Source organism: Roseixanthobacter liquoris (genome assembly GCF_043195135.2).
Classification (GTDB): domain Bacteria; phylum Pseudomonadota; class Alphaproteobacteria; order Rhizobiales; family Xanthobacteraceae; genus NCEH01.
In genome coordinates this window covers 2,956,611-2,971,905 of record NZ_CM195537.1, presented here as the reverse complement: position 1 = coordinate 2,971,905, position 15,295 = coordinate 2,956,611, and the positions used below count along the sequence as shown (strand labels likewise).

Below are 15,295 nucleotides of genomic sequence, written 5' to 3'. Positions count from 1 at the left end.
CAAATCGCGGAACGTCATCGGGCGCGAGGCAGTGGGACCCGGTGCCTTTCCGCCCGATGGCCGCCATCGCCACCGGTGGGGGCGGGCTGTGGCTTGGATCAGATTTTCAGGGATTTGAATGGTCGGAGCGAGAGGATTTGAACCTCCGACCCCTAGTCCCCCAGACTAGTGCGCTAACCGGGCTGCGCTACGCTCCGACGTGGAGGGGAGGCTTAGACCATCGCGTTGGCGGCTACAAGAGTGAAATGCGGGGCTATCCACCGCCCTTCGCGCCCCCTGGGCGAAAACCTCCGATGCGCGTCCGACATCCCCAAAATGGCCAGGACGGTATTTGAGCACTATGGGGCCGGAATCGGGCGAGGCGCCGAACACGGTCGCGCGACTTTGGCACGTGACATTTTTATTTATCAGTAAAAGATTGCCTCAAACAACAAGTGCGATCGAATATCGTTGTTACCTTGATAGAAACTTGACGTTAACTTTGATCTATACTGATCCATTCTGGTGCAATTTTTAAGCTTAGCCGTGAGATATCATGATTTCGCCGCGGAACAGTGACATTCTCGCCTGAATAGAACGTCATTCGCCGACCTCCCATCAACAACATGGAGGTCGAGGGAATGGAGATCCAGAAGGGGTTTCTGATCGGAACGTTTGCGCTGACGCTCGGCGCGTTCTGTACACCAGCCAAAGCCGATGCCGGACAGACCGGTGTTGCTTCCTACTATTGGCAGGGACGGGGCACCGCAAGCGGCGAACGTTTCAATCCCAATGCCCTGACTGCGGCCCATCGCTCGCTCCCCTTCGGAACGAAGGTTCGCGTGACCAACCTGCGCAATGGCCGCACAGTGGTGGTCCGCATCAACGACCGTGGACCGTTCGTCCGGGGTCGCATTATCGACGTCTCGCGAGCCGCGGCGTCAGAACTGGGATTCACCGGCCACGGCGTGACGCGCGTTTCCGTCGCCGTGCTGGGCCGTGAGCAGGTGGCGGAAGCCGCTCCGGACCAGGATCGGGCCGCGACACCTGCCGCGCCGGTCAATCTGTTCGCGTGGCTCCAGCAGCCTCAGGTGGAAGAGCCCGCCAACTGACGAGACCGGGTGCCGTTCGCCGTTCGCACGGCACCCGCCTTCGGCCTTCCGCCCGAAACCCCGCGAGAAAGCGGGGCGCGACGCATGCCTCCGGTTCAGCGAGCCGGGACCGCGCCGCATCGAGGGACCGCGCGGCTTATTGCGAAGGTTCGTCCGGGCGCTCCACCGCCGCGCCCAGCAGACGGCGGCATTCCCCCAGTTCATAGAGCGTCGCCTGAAGGCGATGCACGTCGTCGCGCGACAGAACGGGCGTCGGAACCGGCGGCGTGCCCACCACGCGCGGCTCGGAGCGCAGGTGCGGCGGCAGATACTGCTCGGGCGGACCCGGCCGATGAGGCTCGCGCGGCGGACCCTCCGGCCGGAAGCCCTGATGATGGTCCCACCGCAACGGCTCCGGATCCTCCAACTCGAATTCCTCCACCGGGCCGGTCAAGGGCCCAAGCCGCAGTTTGCCGGGCGCCTCGGCTGCCGCAACCCCATGCGGCCGTGCCGGCGCGTAGGCCTCGGGGCGACGGCCGTCGCGGCGATCATCGGCCCGCAGAGGCGAGGCACCGGGATGCGGATTGCGGGGTTCCGCCCCGAGGTCCGCCGCGAATCGCGGCTCCTCCTCGCGCCACTCGCGCGGCCAGTCGTCCGCCGCCGGCGCGGTTCCCCGGGCCGGACCGGGTGGCGGGCGGCGCTCGCCCTCGCGCATGTCCGCCCGGAACGTCACCTCCCGGTCGTCCTCGCGTGGCGCTTCACCGCGTGGGGCGTCCGCCCGCCGCGCGCGCGGCGGGATATAGTCTTCCGGCGGGCCGGGCACATGCTCCTTCAGCCGCCGGATACGGGCGTCCAGGGGTTCGGAAATCTGGGTGCTGTCGGGGCCGAAGGCATCATCGTCGAAGAACGGCAGCAGAGGGTCTTCCAGTTCCGGCACCGGCGGCGGCTCGGGGAGCCGTGAGGCCGGTCCGCGCGTCGGGCGACGCTGGGGAACAACGGGCCGGCTCACCCGCTCGGGCTCGCGCCGGGGTTCGGGCGCGAACGAGGGCGCGGCGCGCGGCGGTGGCGCATAGGGCTCCGCCTCGTCTTCCTCCATGTCCTCCGCGTCGCGATAGGCCGGCTCGGGCATCCGGCGGTAGAAGCTCTCGTCGTCCCGGTCGAGCCTCGGCTCGATCGGCGCGGCAGGCGCGCCGGCACGGCGCGGGGCTGAAGCCCGCTCCACGGGCGCGGCCGGCGCGCGCGGCATTACCGGAGGCTCCAGGCGCGGCTCGACGGGCGCCTCGTGGCGGCGGGTGTGCTGCGAGAATTCGGGAAACGGCAGTTCCGCGATGACCGGAGGTTCCTCGACGGGCGGTTCCGCGCGGGTTTTGCCGCGGCGTGGCAACAGGCCGAGGAAGCCACCGAAGCCCCCCTGAACCGCGTCGCCCTGCCCGCGCGCATCGGCGGACCGCCGGCGCGGCTCGGGTTCGATATCGCTTGCGTATGGCGCTTCGTCATAGGGATCCGGCGCGGGCGGCCGCCGGCGCGGCGCTTCGGCACGTGCCGGGGCGGGCTGCGGCACCGGCTGGAAGCCCGCCGGCTCTTCCTCTATGGCGAGATCCTGGACGTAGTGAATTCCCTGCTCTTTCAGGATCCGCTGCACACCCTTGATGGTGTAGCCTTCGCCGTAGAGCAGGTGGCGCACGCCCCGCAGGAGGTCCACATCCTCGGGCCGGTAGAATCTGCGGCCGCCGGCCCGCTTAATGGGCTTAATCTGCGTGAAGCGGGTTTCCCAGAAGCGCAGGACGTGCTGGGGCAGTTCGAGATCCTCGGCCACCTCGCTGATGGTGCGAAAGGCGTCCGGTGATTTGTCCGTTTGCCTCGCTCCGGACACGTGCGCTCGCCTCCATGCACTGCGGGCGATTCTTCCCGCACCCGCGGATCAGTCGCGATCCAGGCCGTTTTCTGTGCGCCCGTTTATGCGATTCTTCAAGATGCTGGATGGTTTGAAGACCATGACCCGGCGAGGCTCGATGGGCACCTCTTCCCCGGTCTTCGGATTGCGGCCGATGCGCTGTCCCTTGGACCGCACGACGAACGAACCGAAAGACGAAAGCTTCACCGTCTCGCCCTTGGCGAGGCAGTCGGCGATCTCGCTCAGAACGAGTTCTACAAGCGCTGCGGATTCCGTCCGCGACAGGCCCACCTGTTGGTAGACCGCCTCACAGAGATCGGCACGCGTTATGGTCTTACCAGCCATATGTCTCCCCGGCCCCAAGAGAGAGGGACAGCCGCTGCGACCCTATCCACTCAGGGCGAGGCTGGTCAACGTCATTAATGATCTACTTACCATCGGATTAGCGCGGAGCCCCAGGTGAAGCCGCCGCCCATCGCCTCCAGCAAAACCAAGTCGCCGGTTTTGATGCGGCCGTCCTTGTGCGCCGTGTCGAGCGCCAGGGGGATGGACGCGGCAGAGGTATTCCCATGGAGATCCACGGTGGTCACAACCTTGGAGGGTGCAATTCCAAGCTTCTGCGCGCTCGCATCGATGATTCGGCGGTTGGCCTGATGGGGGACGAACCAGTCGATGGTCTCCGCCGAGGCTCCGGTTGCCGCAAAGGCATCCTCGATCACATCGGTGATCATGCCCACCGCATGCTTGAAAACCTCGCGGCCTTCCATGCGCAGATGCCCGACGGTCTGGGTGGAGGACGGGCCGCCATCCACAAACAATTTGCTGCGGTGGCGCCCATCCGAGCGCAGATGGGTGGTCAGAATGCCCCGTTCGCCGGCCTCAAGGGAATCATGCGCTTCGAGCACGACGGCGCCGGCGCCGTCGCCGAACAGAACGCAGGTGCCGCGATCTTCCCAATCGAGGATGCGGGAGAAGGTCTCGGCGCCGATCACCAGCGCCCGCTTGAAGCTTCCGGTGCGCAGATGGGCATCCGCCGTGGCCAGGGCGAACACGAAGCCGGAGCACACCGCCTGGAGGTCGAACGCCGCCCCGTGGGTAATGCCGAGTTCCGCTTGCACGGTTGCGGCGGTCGCGGGAAAGGTCTGGTCGGGCGTGGATGTGGCGAGGATGATGAGGTCGATATCCCCGGCCGAGAGCCCGGCATCGGCCAGCGCGCGGGTCGCCGCCTGGCGCGCAAGATCCGACGTCAGCTCGCCGGTCGCGGCGATATGCCGCTCGCGAATGCCGGTCCGCTGCACGATCCATTCGTCCGAGGTGTCAACCGAGCGGGCAAGTTCGCTGTTGGTGAGGACTCGTTCCGGCAGATAAGAACCCACACCCCGGACCACGGACTTGATTAAGCTCACGATTGACCTTCCGCTTCTGCCGGCGACGTCGCGCCCGTCCCGTCGGACGAAGGCACGCGCGCGAGGAGGCTGGTTTTGATGCGCGACAGCAGCTGATGCCGCACCATGTCGTAGCCGAGATCCACGGCCGCGGCGAAACCCTCCGCGTCGGCGCCGCCGTGGCTCTTGATCACCACGCCGTTGAGGCCGAGGAAGACCCCGCCGTTCGAGCGCCGCGGGTCCATCTTCTCCCGCAGGACGCGGAACGCGTCGCGGGCCAGGAGATAGCCGAGCCGGGTGCGCCAGGTGCGCCCCATGGCTGAGCGCAGATAGCTCGCCAGCTGCTTGGCCGTGCCTTCGGCGGTCTTAAGCGCGATATTGCCGGAAAACCCTTCCGTCACAACCACATCGACCGTTCCCGCGCCGATGTCGTTGCCTTCTACGAAGCCGTGATAGAGCAGGTCGGTCGCGGTGTCCTCGCGCAGCAGGCGGCCGGCTTCCTTGACCTCCTCGACGCCCTTGATCTCTTCCACGCCCACGTTCAGCAGGCCGATGGTCGGACGTTCGATGGCCAGCACGGACCGCGCCATGGCGGAGCCCATGATGGCCATCTCGACGAGGCTCTGCGCCGTGGCGCCGATGGAGGCGCCCACATCGAGCACGATGCTTTCCCCGCGCAGGGTCGGCCAGATGGCGGCGATTGCCGGCCGGCCGATGCCGGGCATCGTGCGCAGATTGAACTTGGCCATGGCCATCAGCGCGCCGGTGTTGCCGGCGGAGACCGCGGCATCGGCATCGTGCGTCTTCACCGCATCGATGGCACGCCACATGGAGGATTTGTAGCGACCGTTGCGGAGCGCCTGGCTGGGCTTGTCGTCCATGCCGACGACGATCTCGGTGTGGACGACGCGCGAGGCGGCGGCGAGGTTCGGATGCGCCGCCAGCACCGCACGCACGCGCTCTTCATTCCCGAACAGGATGAATTGCGTGTCGGGGTGGCGCTCAAGCGCAATCGCGGCGCCAGCGAGAACGGTCTCGGGACCATGGTCTCCGCCCATGGCGTCAACGGCGATGCGAACGGGCACGGTCATCGAGGCAAACGTTCCAGCTTGTTCCGCGGACGAGGCACCCGCTTCAGAGCGGCCGGACAATAACCACTCGGGCGCACACCGCAATATTTGACGCAGGCAATCAAGATTTGTCTTTCAGGCGGGCGAGTTCCGCGAAGGGAGAGAGCGCTTCCGGCGCCTCGACGATGGGTTCGAATTCCTCCCCGGGCATGCGCGGATACGGGTCCAGCGCGAGCGAGAGGAATTCCGTTACGAGATGCCCGAGGTCGATGCCGCCGTCGACGATGGCGTCGGGCTGATCCAGCTCGGCTTCCGGGTCCTCCGTATCGACCACGTGGGCGGCGATGGCTTCCTCGGGCGCGAAATGGACATCGATCTCCTCTTCGAGGTCGGTGTCGAACGGCTCCAGCGAGACCACGGAAATCTGGCGCACCTGCGCCTTCAGCCGCCCGGCCACATGGGCGCCCGCGCCCTCCGGGGTGATCCGCAGCTCGGCGGTCAGGCCGTGGACGGCGGGAATGTCGAGGAAGCGGGCCAGCGCCGCCCGCTGCGCCGCGTCGGGCACGAGCGTTTCGGCGAGGCCGTGGGCCGGCACGTCGGCCAGGGACACGCGATGGATGTAAGGCAGATCAGTCATGAACAGCACCCTCGCCTGCATTCGGGGCGGGAAAATGAACCTCGCCGCGCGCGAACACCTCGGCCGGCGTCGCTGCCAGCGCCGCCACGGCCCGGTGCACATAAGCGGCAAGCGCCTTGCCCAGTGCGCCGAGCGCTTCCGGCTCGACCTCATACACGTTGCGGGCGATCGCCTCGTCCAATGCCCCGGGTGCGGCATCCGCCTGCAAGGCGGCATCGAACACGCCGGCGCGCCCGTAGAAAGCCTGGCCGATCTTTTTCATGCGCTTGGGGACGGAAAGGTCTCCGACGCCCATTTCGCGCAAGGTCCGGTCCATGTCGTCGAGAAACGCGTCAAACACCATCTGCGACATGTCACGGCTGGCCTCGTCCCCGCCCTTGAGACGATGGCAAACCAGAAATGTATGCAGCAATACCAATTCAAACCGTCCCTCTATGGTATCGGGCACGGCAAAGTCGGTATAGAAGGCGGGCTGCCGCGCCTGCGCCACGATCACGCCATAGAGGCGCTGGATGGTCGCTCGGCGCTCGGGTCGACGAAACAGATTCAGCATCACTTTTTGCGGGTCTGTGCGTCGCTCGTTGGCAAGACGCGGATGAGCATGGGGCGTAGCGCGCTGGAGGCGTCGTGGCAAGGGCAGTGGCATTTGCAGGGGCATCGCTCAGGGATCAGGCGGCATGTGCCGCGCGGGCTGAAATCGAGGGAATCGGCGTGGCGTCATCGCAAGTGAAAAGTTCCGTTTCGCGTGGCCGCGCCCGCAGGCCAGCCTGCGCAGCGCTCGGACTGGTGGTGATTGCCGGCGCATTGTCCGGCTGCTCGAATTTCGTGGGAGGCACCGGCACGTCCATCAGCGGCATGGTGCGGACCTACCAGCGCGGCTATGTTCTGAGCGAAGGCGCCCTGGAACAGGTGCCGGTGGGATCGAGCCAGGAGCAGGTCCTGCTGGTGCTCGGCACACCCTCCACCGTCTCCACCGTGCAGGGTGACGTGTTCTATTACATTTCCCAGGTGGAAAAGCGGGTCGCCTTCCTCAAGCCGGAAATTACCGAGCAGAAGGTGCTTGCGATCTATTTCGACAAGAATCGCCGCGTCACCCGCATCGCGAATTACGGCCTGCAAGACGGCAAGGTGTTCGACTTCGTCACGCAGAAGACCCCGACGAGCGGCGAGGAGCTGAGCGTCATCAAGCAGTTGTTGAGCGCAACGAACTTCTCGCTTTAAGTGGGACGCGGGTTCGAGCGGCGTGCTGCCTCTCGAACCTGCCGCTTGAATCCGCCCCCGCCCGCCCCGCCCCGCGCCGCCATCGCGCGCGGCGGGCCCTAGAGATAGGCGCGGGCGATCGCCAGGAAATCGGCGGACTTGAGGCTCGCCCCGCCCACCAGGGCACCGTCCACGTTCGCGGCGTGCAGCAGCACCACCGCATTTTCCGGCTTCACGGAGCCGCCGTACAGGATCCGCACCGTTTCTGCCTCCGCGCCGAAGTGCTCCTTCAGCACGGCGCGAATCTCCGCATGGACTTCCTCGACCTCTTCGACCGTGGGAACGCGGCCCGATCCGATCGCCCAGACCGGCTCATAGGCGATCACCAGCCGATCCGCCGGCGTTTCCTGCGGCAGCGAGCCGCGCACCTGCCGGGCCACCACATGCAGGCAGGCATCCGCGTCGCGTTCCGCCTGCGTCTCGCCGACACAGATCACCGGGACGAGGCCGGCCCGCAGCGCGGCCGCGGCCTTGGCGCGGACCATCTCGTCGCTCTCGCCGTGATCGGTGCGCCGCTCGCTGTGTCCGACGATCACGAAGGTCCCCCCCGCATCGGCAATCATCTCGGCGGCGATGTCTCCGGTGTGGGCGCCGCAGGGCTTGGCATGACAATCCTGCCCGCCGATCGCGATGGCGGCCCCGGCAATCTCGCCCGCGAGTGTCGCGATCAAGGTGGCCGGCGGGCAGATCAGAAGGTCGACACGCGCCTGCAAGGCGGCGTCATAGCCGTCGACCATGGCCAGCAGTTCCGCCCCCGAGTGCCGCAGCCCGTTCATTTTCCAGTTTCCGGCAACGAGCGGGCGGCGGGCAACGGGCATGAAATCCTCCAGGACAGACGCGGATGGACAGGGAAGTTTCCGACCGGTTATCAGAGGGCGCGCAACACGGCAAACAGCACCGCCTGCGCCGTTGCGGCGCGGGGTGCCCCTCCCTATGATGCGCGCCTTCTGCGTCGGGGCCGCGCCCCTCCTCAAACCAGACTGAGCAATGGTACTTCAGACTCTCCGTAAAGGCGCCTCCGGCTTCATCGCCAAGGCTTTCCTTCTCCTGCTCACCGTCAGCTTTCTCGTTTGGGGCATCGCAGACGTGTTTCGCGGCCAAAGCGCCCGCGCTGTCGCGAAGGTCGGCGACACCGAGATTTCGGCCGATGCGTTCCGCCAGCAATATCTGGATCAGGTGCAGCAGATCGGCCGCCGCACCGGGCGCCCGTTCACGCCCGAGCAGGCGCGCGCGTTCGGCCTCGACCGGCAGATCCTGAACCAGATGGTGGCCGAGGCGACCCTCGACGATACCGCCAAGGCCCTCGGCCTTGCGATCTCGGACGAAGAGGTGGCCCGCGCCGTGCGTGCCAACCCGGCCCTGCGCCGGCCCGGCGCGACCGAATTCGATCCCGCTTATTTCCAGCAGCTCCTGCGCGCCAACAATCTCACCGAGCCGCGCTTCCTCGCGGCCGAGAAGCAGCGCATGCTGCGCCAGCAGATCGCCTCCGCGCTCGGCGGCGACCTTGCCCCCCCGGCGGTGCTGCTGGATGCCGCGCATCGCTATGAAAGCGAGCAGCGGGCCGTTGCCTATATGGCCGTCGGCCCGACCGCAGCCGGCCCCGTGCCGGCGCCGACCGACGAGCAGCTCCAGGCCTTCTTCAACACCCACAAGATCACGTTCCGGGCGCCCGAATATCGCAAGATCACCGTGCTGGCCCTCACCCCCGCCGCCCTTGCGCCCTGGGTGCAGGTGGCGGACGCGGACGTGAAGGCGGCCTATGATCGCAATTCCGGCCGCTTCGGCACCCCCGAGCGCCGTGCGGTCCAGCAGATCGTGTTCTCGAATGCCGACGAGGCGCAGCAGGCGGCGGACAAGATCAAGGCCGGCGAGACCTTCGAGCAGATCGCCGCCGCGCGCGGCTTGTCCCCGAAGGACATCGATCTCGGCACCGTCGTCCGCGCCGATCTCATCGATCCCAAGATCGCGGAGGCCGCCTTCTCCCTGCCGCTCGATGGCACCAGCGCGCCCATTCCCGGCGCGTTCGGTTCGGCCTTGGTGCACGTCACCAAGATCGAGCCCGGCCAGACCCAGCCCTTCGAGCAGGTGCAGGATGTGCTGCGCAAGGAACTGGCGCTCGATCGCGCGCGGCGCGAATTGCTCGACAAGCATGATTCCATCGAGGATGAGCGCGGCTCGGGCGCCACGCTTGCGGAAATCGCGCAGAAGCTCGGCCTCCATACCGAGACCATCGATGCGGTGGACCGCTCCGGCCGCGACCCCACCGGCGCGGAAATCCGCGACCTGCCGGGCAGCGCCGAGGTGGTGGCCGGCGCCTTCGCCTCCCGGCCCGGCGTCGAGACCGAGCCGGTGCAACTGCCGCAGAACGGCGGCTATGTCTGGTACGACCTCAATGAGGTGACGCCGGCCCGCGAGCGCCCGTTCGACGAGGTGCGCGATCAGGTGCTCGACCGCTGGACCGAGGATGAAACCGTGAAAGCGGTGGACGCGAAGGCCAAGCAATTGCTGGGCGAGCTTCAGGGCGGCCAGCCGCTGGTGCAAGTCGCCACCGCCGCCGGACTTGAAGTGAAGACCGCACAGAACCTGCAAAGGGGCCGCGCCGCCTCGGAATTTTCGGCCGACGCCGTGGCCAAGATCTTCGACGTGCCGCTGAACGGCTACGGCCTCGCGGCGGGCACGGTGCCCGCCGAGCGTATCGTGTTCCAGGTCACCGGCATCACGGTGCCGGAGGTGACCCCGGCGGAACAGCAGGCCGCCGCGCGCATCGGCCAGCAGATCGAAACCGACCTGCTGCTGCAATATCTCGCCCAGTTGCGCAGCCAGATTGGCGTCTCGGTGAACGAACGTCTGCTTCAGCAGGCGATCGGCGCCGGTACGAACTGAACCCGAAGATGATGAACGCTCCCACGGATTTCGATGCGTTCGCCCAGCGCTATGCGCGCGGCGAGGCGCAGGTGGTGACCACCACCCTGATCGCGGACCTTGAGACGCCGGTCTCCGCCTTCCTCAAGATCGCGGGCGAGAAGCCCAATGCGTTCCTGCTGGAATCGGTGGAGGGCGGCCAGACGCGCGGCCGCTATTCCATGATCGGCCTCGACCCCGACGTGATCTGGCGGGCCAATGGCGAGAGGGCGGAAATCAACCGGTCGGCGCTCACCGACACCCGGGCCTTCGAGCCCTGCGCCGAGCCGCCGCTCGCGGCCCTGCGGAGCCTGCTCGCCGAATCGGCCATCGATCTCCCGCCCGGCGCCCCGCCCATGGCGGCCGGCGTGTTCGGCTATCTCGGCTACGACATGGTGCGCCAGATGGAACGCCTCGCGCCGGCGAAGCCCGACCCCATCGGCGTGCCCGAAGCCCTGCTGATCCGCCCGACGCTGATGGTGGTGTTCGACGCCGTGAAGGACGAACTCACCGCCGTCACCCCCGTGCGCCCGCAGGAGGGCGTGTCCGCCCGCGCGGCGTTCGAGGCGGCGCTGGCCCGGCTCGACGGCGTCGTCGCGGGGCTCGACCGGCCCATGGCCCACCCTGCGCCGGAGCCGTTCCACGCCCATGTGGAGCCCGTCTCCAACACCACCGAGGCGGAATTCTGCGCCATGGTGGAAAAGGCGAAGGACTATATCCGCGCCGGGGACATCTTCCAGGTGGTGCTCTCCCAGCGTTTCGAGAGCCCCTTCGCCCTGCCCCCGTTCGCACTCTACCGGGCGTTGCGGCGGGTCAATCCGGCCCCGTTCCTGGTGTATCTGAACTTCGAGGGCTTTTCCGTCGTTTGCTCCAGCCCGGAAATCCTGGTGCGGCTGCGCGACGGCAAGGTCACCATCCGCCCCATCGCCGGCACCCGCAAGCGCGGCGCCACCCATGTCGAGGACGAGGCGCTCGCGCAGGAACTCCTGGCCGATCCGAAGGAGCGCGCCGAGCATCTCATGCTGCTGGACCTCGGCCGCAACGATGCGGGCCGGGTCTCGCAGATCGGCACGGTGGAGGTCACCGACAGCTTCTTCATCGAGCGCTACAGCCAGGTGATGCACATCGTTTCCAACGTCGAGGGCAAGGTGGATCCGCGTTTCGACGCGCTCGACGCGCTGGCGGCGGGCTTTCCCGCCGGCACGGTCTCCGGCGCGCCCAAGGTGCGGGCCATGGAGATCATCGACGAGCTGGAGAAGGACAAGCGCGGCATCTATGCCGGCGCCATCGGCTATTTCAGCGCCAATGGCGAGATGGACACCTGCATCGTGCTGCGCACCGCCGTGGTGAAGGACGGGCGCATGTATGTGCAGGCCGGCGCCGGGCTGGTGTATGATTCCGTGCCGCTGAGCGAGCATCAGGAATGTATCAACAAGGCCAAGGCGCTGTTTCGCGCCGGCGAGGAAGCGGTGCGCTTCGCCGCCCATGCCAAGAGGGGCCAGTGACCATGGCGCTCCTCCCGTGCATCCATGAGCGATGGCGTGAGGCTTGACCCTTCCGTCACCCCCGCGCTTTAACTCAGGGGCAGCTCCCAAACCTTCCGCGAGGAGCGCGCCTGCCCGGATCCGCCGGGCCTGGAGCCACGATGACCGCCGTTACGCTGATCGATAATTACGACAGCTTCACCTACAACCTCGTCCATTATCTCGGCGAGCTGGGCGCAAACGTCACCGTTCACCGCAACGATGCGCTGAGCGTCGAGGACGTGCTGGCCGAGAAGCCCGACGCCATCGTCATTTCCCCCGGCCCGTGCACGCCCACGGAAGCCGGCATCTGCTGCGACCTTATCGCCCGCGCCAGCACCGAAGTGCCGCTGTTCGGCGTTTGCCTCGGCCATCAGGCGATCGGCCAGGTGTTCGGCGGCGACGTGGTGCGCGCGCCCATCCCCATGCACGGGAAGATGTCGCAGATCCACCACGAGGGCCGTTCGGTGTTCCGCGGCCTCAACCATTCCTTCCTCGCCACGCGCTATCATTCGCTGATCGTCGCGCAGAACACCTTGCCCGACGCGCTGGAAGTGACCGCGCGCACCGACGACGGCCTCATCATGGGCCTTGCCCACCGCACGCTGCCCGTGCACGGCGTGCAGTTCCATCCCGAGAGCATCGCCTCGGAGAACGGCCACGCGCTGCTGCGCAATTTCCTCGAGATCGCCCGCGCCTTCCACGAAGGCCGGCAGGCGCGGAGCTGACGCGATGGAACAGTTCCGCCCCCTGCTCGGCAAGGTCGCGACCGGCGCGGCGCTGACGCGCGAGGAATCCGCCTATGTCTTCGACAAGATGATGTCGGGAGACGCGACGCCTTCGCAGATGGGCGCGCTGCTCATGGGCCTGCGGGTGCGCGGCGAAACCGTGGAGGAAATCGCCGGCGCGGTCAGCGTCATGCGTGCCAAGATGCTGCCCGTGGAAGCGCCGGACGCAGCGGTGGACGTGGTGGGTACCGGGGGCGATGCCTCCGGCTCCTACAATATCTCCACCTGCGCCGCTTTTATCGTCGCCGGGGCGGGCGTGCCGGTGGCGAAGCACGGCAATCGCGCGCTCTCCTCCAAGTCCGGCGCGGCCGATGTGCTGGCGGCACTGGGCGTGCGGCTGGACCTCATGCCCGAAGGCATCTCGCGCTGCATTGCGGAAGCGGGCATCGGCTTCATGTTCGCGCCGTCCCACCATCCGGCCATGAAGCATGTGGGGCCGACGCGGGTGGAAATGGGCACGCGTACCATCTTCAACCTGCTCGGCCCGCTCTCCAATCCGGCCGGTGTGAAGCGCCAGATGGTGGGCGTTTACGCCAAATCCTGGATCGTTCCCCTCGCCGAGGTGCTGCGCACGCTCGGGTCCCAGCGCGCCTGGGTGGTGAACGGCTCCGACGGGCTGGATGAGATCACCCTGTGCGGCGTCACCCATGTCGCCTCGCTGGAAGACGACCGCATCCACACCTTCGAGATCTCCCCCGAGGATGTGGGCCTGCGCTGTGCATCGCCCGAGGCCTTGAAGGGCGGCGATGCCGCGCACAATGCCATCGCCCTGCGCGCGGTGCTGGATGGCGAACCCGGCGCCTATCGCGACGTGGCCGTGATGAATGCGGCGGCGGCGCTGCTGATCGCCGGCCGCGCGGCCGACCTCACCGAGGGCGTGGCCATGGCCCAGACCTCCCTCGACACCGGCTCGGCGCGCGCGCGGCTGGAGCAGCTGGTCGTGGTTTCCGAAAAAGTCGCGCCTCCGGTGAAGTCATGAGCGATATCCTCACCCGCATCGAAGCCTATAAGCGCGAGGAGATCGCCGCCGCCAAGGCCGCCCGTCCGCTCGCCGAGGTGGAAGCGGCCGCCCGTGCCGCGAGCCCGGTGCGCCCGTTCGCCGGCGCCCTGCGCGCGGCCCTGGATGCCGGGCGCACCGCCTTGATCGCCGAGATCAAGAAGGCCAGCCCCTCCAAGGGCCTGATCCGGGCCGATTTCGATCCTCCCGCGCTGGCCCGCGCCTATGAGGCGGGCGGCGCGTCCTGCCTCTCCGTGCTCACCGACACACCCTCGTTCCAGGGCGCGCCGGAATTCCTGATGCAAGCGCGCGCGGCGGTTTCCCTGCCCGTGCTGCGGAAGGATTTCATGTACGATACTTATCAGGTGGCGGAAGCGCGCGCCTGGGGCGCCGATTGCATCCTCATCATCATGGCCGGCGTCGACGATGCGCTGGCCCGCGACCTGCTGGACGCCGCCACCGCCTATGGCATGGACGCCATCGTGGAGGTCCATGACGGGGCGGAGCTGGACCGCGCCCTCGCCCTGCCCTGCACGCTGGTCGGCATCAACAACCGCAACCTGCGCACCTTCGAGACCACGCTGGACACCAGCGCGCGCCTCGCCCCGCGCGTTCCGAAGGACCGCATCTGCATCGGCGAAAGCGGCATCTTCACCCCCGCGGATGTGGCGCGCCTGGCCGGCATCGGCATCGGCACGATTCTCGTCGGCGAAAGCCTGATGCGACAGAGCGATGTCGCATCCGCGACACGAACGCTTCTTGCGGCGTGAGCTTGCCGTATACGTCACCCTAGGGTCTAATGGTTCCGCAGCCGTCCGCGAACGAGACGGATGCGAGGAAACAATCAGGGAGAATGCTCATGAGGACGCTGCTTCTGGCGGCTGCGCTGTCGATCGCCGCCCTGCCCGCCCTTGCCGCCGACGTGACCGGCAGCTGGGCGACGCCCACGAAGAACGGCATTGTCGAAATCACCAAATGCGGCGCATCCGTCTGCGGCCGGCTGGTGTCCTCCGACGGCATCAAGGCCGATCCGGCGTTGAAGGATGTGAACAATTCCAACCCGGCGCTGCGGAGCCGCCCGCTGAAGGGCCTGCAGATTCTCCAGGGCTTCTCGGGCGGGCCGACCGCCTGGACCGGCGGCGAGATCTACAATGCCGAGGACGGCAAGACCTATAGCGCCACATTGACCCTGGACGGCGACAACACCCTCAAGGTACGCGGTTGCGTGATCGTGCCGCTGTGCCAGACCCAGACCTGGACGAGGAGCCGCTGACGCCATGTCCGAACTGACCCATCTGGACGCCCAGGGCGCCGCGCGCATGGTCGATGTCTCGCAGAAGGCGGTGACGGAGCGCGAGGCCCTGGCGGAAGGGCGGGTCGTGATGGCGGCGCCGACGCTGGATCTGATCCTGTCGGGCAATGCGAAGAAGGGCGACGTGCTCGGCGTCGCCCGCATCGCCGGGATCATGGCCTCCAAGCGCACCCATGAGCTCATTCCCCTCTGCCACCCGCTGATGATTTCCAAGGTGGAAGTGGAGATCGAGCCCGACGCCGGCCTCCCCGGCCTCGTCGTGCGCGCGCGGGTGAAGGTGAGCGGCCAGACCGGGGTTGAGATGGAGGCGCTGACGGCGGTTTCCCTCGCCTGCCTGACCATCTATGACATGGCCAAGGCCGCAGATCGCGGCATGCGCATCGAGGGGATTCGCCTGCTGGAGAAAGCCGGCGGTCGCTCCGGCGAGTGGCGCGCCGACGACGCCTAAGGCGCCTGAG

14 protein-coding genes, 1 tRNA gene and 2 pseudogenes are annotated in these 15,295 nt (G+C 67.3%); 9 read left to right on the top strand and 8 right to left on the bottom strand.

Annotated elements, in window-relative coordinates; genetic code table 11:
- Nucleotides 1–119: 119 nt before the first annotated feature.
- A tRNA-Pro gene (locus V5F84_RS13305) sits at nt 120–197 on the bottom strand.
- 423 nt (nt 198–620) lie between these two features.
- On the opposite strand from V5F84_RS13305, the pseudogene V5F84_RS13300 reads away from it, so the two are divergent.
- Nucleotides 621–968: pseudogene (locus V5F84_RS13300) on the top strand (septal ring lytic transglycosylase RlpA family protein); the annotation flags it as partial.
- A gap of 1,692 nt (nt 969–2,660) precedes the next feature.
- Here the strand turns inward: V5F84_RS13300 and V5F84_RS13295 are convergent.
- The 6 genes and pseudogenes from V5F84_RS13295 to V5F84_RS13270 all read right to left on the bottom strand — a co-directional run.
- A pseudogene (locus tag V5F84_RS13295) lies at nt 2,661–2,943 on the bottom strand (MerR family transcriptional regulator); the annotation flags it as partial.
- 48 nt (nt 2,944–2,991) lie between these two features.
- A complete protein-coding gene (locus V5F84_RS13290) occupies nt 2,992–3,309 on the bottom strand; it encodes an integration host factor subunit alpha (RefSeq protein ID WP_348845236.1) in 318 nt (105 codons plus the stop codon).
- A gap of 86 nt (nt 3,310–3,395) precedes the next feature.
- Nucleotides 3,396–4,370 carry a beta-ketoacyl-ACP synthase III gene (locus V5F84_RS13285; protein ID WP_394043414.1) on the bottom strand — a complete coding sequence of 325 codons (975 nt, stop codon included), beginning with the start codon at nt 4,368–4,370 and terminating at the stop codon, nt 3,396–3,398.
- Nucleotides 4,367–5,440, bottom strand: coding sequence for a phosphate acyltransferase PlsX (plsX, locus tag V5F84_RS13280; RefSeq protein ID WP_394043415.1), 1,074 nt, complete (start codon nt 5,438–5,440; stop codon nt 4,367–4,369). Before plsX ends, V5F84_RS13285 begins: the two co-directional genes overlap by 4 nt.
- Nucleotides 5,441–5,540: 100 nt before the next feature.
- Nucleotides 5,541–6,056, bottom strand: coding sequence for a YceD family protein (locus V5F84_RS13275; protein ID WP_394043416.1), 516 nt, complete (start codon nt 6,054–6,056; stop codon nt 5,541–5,543).
- Nucleotides 6,049–6,609 carry a ubiquinol-cytochrome C chaperone family protein gene (locus V5F84_RS13270; RefSeq protein WP_394043417.1) on the bottom strand — a complete coding sequence of 187 codons (561 nt, stop codon included), beginning with the start codon at nt 6,607–6,609 and terminating at the stop codon, nt 6,049–6,051. The genes V5F84_RS13275 and V5F84_RS13270 overlap by 8 nt, the downstream gene beginning before the upstream one ends.
- Nucleotides 6,610–6,782: 173 nt before the next feature.
- On the opposite strand from V5F84_RS13270, the gene V5F84_RS13265 reads away from it, so the two are divergent.
- On the top strand, nt 6,783–7,277 hold the full coding sequence (locus V5F84_RS13265; protein WP_394043418.1) for an outer membrane protein assembly factor BamE: 495 nt from the start codon (nt 6,783–6,785) through the stop codon (nt 7,275–7,277).
- Between the two features lie 98 nt (nt 7,278–7,375).
- On the opposite strand, the gene tpiA is transcribed toward V5F84_RS13265, so the two are convergent.
- The gene (gene tpiA, locus V5F84_RS13260; RefSeq protein ID WP_394043419.1) at nt 7,376–8,134 is read right to left on the bottom strand and encodes a triose-phosphate isomerase; all 759 of its coding nucleotides are present in this window, start codon (nt 8,132–8,134) and stop codon (nt 7,376–7,378) included.
- 169 nt (nt 8,135–8,303) lie between these two features.
- On the opposite strand from tpiA, the gene V5F84_RS13255 reads away from it, so the two are divergent.
- The 7 genes from V5F84_RS13255 to moaC all read left to right on the top strand — a co-directional run bounded on the left by V5F84_RS13255 (nt 8,304) and on the right by moaC (nt 15,285).
- Nucleotides 8,304–10,199 carry a peptidylprolyl isomerase gene (locus tag V5F84_RS13255; RefSeq protein ID WP_394043420.1) on the top strand — a complete coding sequence of 632 codons (1,896 nt, stop codon included), beginning with the start codon at nt 8,304–8,306 and terminating at the stop codon, nt 10,197–10,199.
- 11 nt (nt 10,200–10,210) lie between these two features.
- Nucleotides 10,211–11,722: an anthranilate synthase component I gene (gene trpE / locus V5F84_RS13250; protein ID WP_394043545.1), complete on the top strand. Its 1,512-nt coding sequence runs from the start codon at nt 10,211–10,213 to the stop codon at nt 11,720–11,722.
- Between the two features lie 140 nt (nt 11,723–11,862).
- Nucleotides 11,863–12,468 (top strand): anthranilate synthase component II, encoded by a 606-nt coding sequence (locus V5F84_RS13245; protein WP_394043421.1) that lies wholly within the window; start codon nt 11,863–11,865, stop codon nt 12,466–12,468.
- Nucleotides 12,469–12,472: 4 nt separating this feature from the next.
- Nucleotides 12,473–13,507, top strand: a complete 1,035-nt coding sequence (trpD, locus tag V5F84_RS13240) for an anthranilate phosphoribosyltransferase (RefSeq protein WP_394043422.1) — start codon at nt 12,473–12,475, stop codon at nt 13,505–13,507.
- On the top strand, nt 13,504–14,295 hold the full coding sequence (gene trpC, locus V5F84_RS13235) for an indole-3-glycerol phosphate synthase TrpC (protein WP_394043423.1): 792 nt from the start codon (nt 13,504–13,506) through the stop codon (nt 14,293–14,295). Before trpD ends, trpC begins: the two co-directional genes overlap by 4 nt.
- An 89-nt stretch (nt 14,296–14,384) precedes the next feature.
- Entirely contained in the window at nt 14,385–14,798 is a 414-nt protein-coding gene (locus tag V5F84_RS13230) for a DUF2147 domain-containing protein (RefSeq protein WP_394043424.1), read from the top strand.
- A gap of 4 nt (nt 14,799–14,802) precedes the next feature.
- Nucleotides 14,803–15,285 (top strand): cyclic pyranopterin monophosphate synthase MoaC, encoded by a 483-nt coding sequence (gene moaC, locus V5F84_RS13225; protein WP_394043425.1) that lies wholly within the window; start codon nt 14,803–14,805, stop codon nt 15,283–15,285.
- Nucleotides 15,286–15,295: the final 10 nt, after the last annotated feature.